The organism is Pelomonas parva, from assembly GCF_043555835.1.
GTDB lineage: Bacteria > Pseudomonadota > Gammaproteobacteria > Burkholderiales > Burkholderiaceae_C > Pelomonas > Pelomonas parva.
In genome coordinates, this window is record NZ_JBIGHV010000028.1 from 1 (window position 1) to 888 (window position 888).

At 69.3% G+C, this 888-nt stretch carries 1 protein-coding gene; it reads right to left on the minus strand.

Going from position 1 to position 888, the window contains the following annotated elements:
- On the minus strand, positions 1–802 hold an 802-nt coding region (istB, locus tag ACG00Y_RS28770; RefSeq protein ID WP_394485084.1), incomplete at its 3' end, for an IS21-like element helper ATPase IstB.
- Between the last annotated feature and the right edge of the window lie 86 nt (positions 803–888).

The following is an 888-nucleotide window of genomic DNA, read 5'->3' on the forward strand; positions in this document are numbered from 1 at the left end:
GGGGGGTGTTTTTTCTGGGGGTTGGGGGGGGGGGGGTGGGCCGGCGCGCCGGCAACGCAGCGCGGCGTCGGTAGCTGTCCACGTTCATCTCCAGGATGGTCGAGTGATGCACCAGCCGGTCCACCGCTGCCACCGTCATGGCCTTGTCCGGGAAGACCTCGTCCCACGCCGAGAACGGTGCGTTGGCGGTGATGGCCAGGCTCTTGCGCTCGTAGCGCTCGGCGATCAGCTCGAACAGCACCGAGGTCTCGGCCTGGTCGCGGCGGGCGTAGCTGAGGTCGTCCAAGATGATTAGGTCGAACCTGTCGAGCTTGGCCAGCTCGGCTGGCAGGCGCAAGTCGCGCCGGGCCGCTTGAAGACGCTGCACCAACTCGCTCGTGCGCACGAACAGCACCTTCAGCCCGCGGTCGATCAGCGCGTGGCCGATGGCCGCCAACAGATGCGTCTTGCCGGTGCCCGGCGGACCGAAGGCCAGCAAGTTGTGGCCTTGTGCAATCCAGCTATCGGCCTCGGCCAGCGCCATCACATGGGCCTTGGAGACGGCCGGCACCGCAGCGAAGTCGAACTCTGCCAAGCTCTTGCCCGGCGGCAGTTGGCTGTCGGCCCGTGCCCGGGCCAGGCGCCGCGTCTCGCGCTCAGCCATCTCATGGCCCAGCAGCGTGTGCAGCAACCGCTCGGCGGTCCAGCCCTCGCGGTTGGACTGCGCGGCCAGCTCGGCCCACAGCCGTTTCATGGTGGGCAGGCGCAGCTCGGTGAGCATCAGCGGCACCGCAGCGCCCGATGCATTGGCGTCGGCGCTCATGCGGCCTCCAGCAGTTCGTCGTACACCGCCGCCGAGGGCAGCACCACGACCACCTGGGGCATCTGTGCTGGCCGGGGCGCGAACCG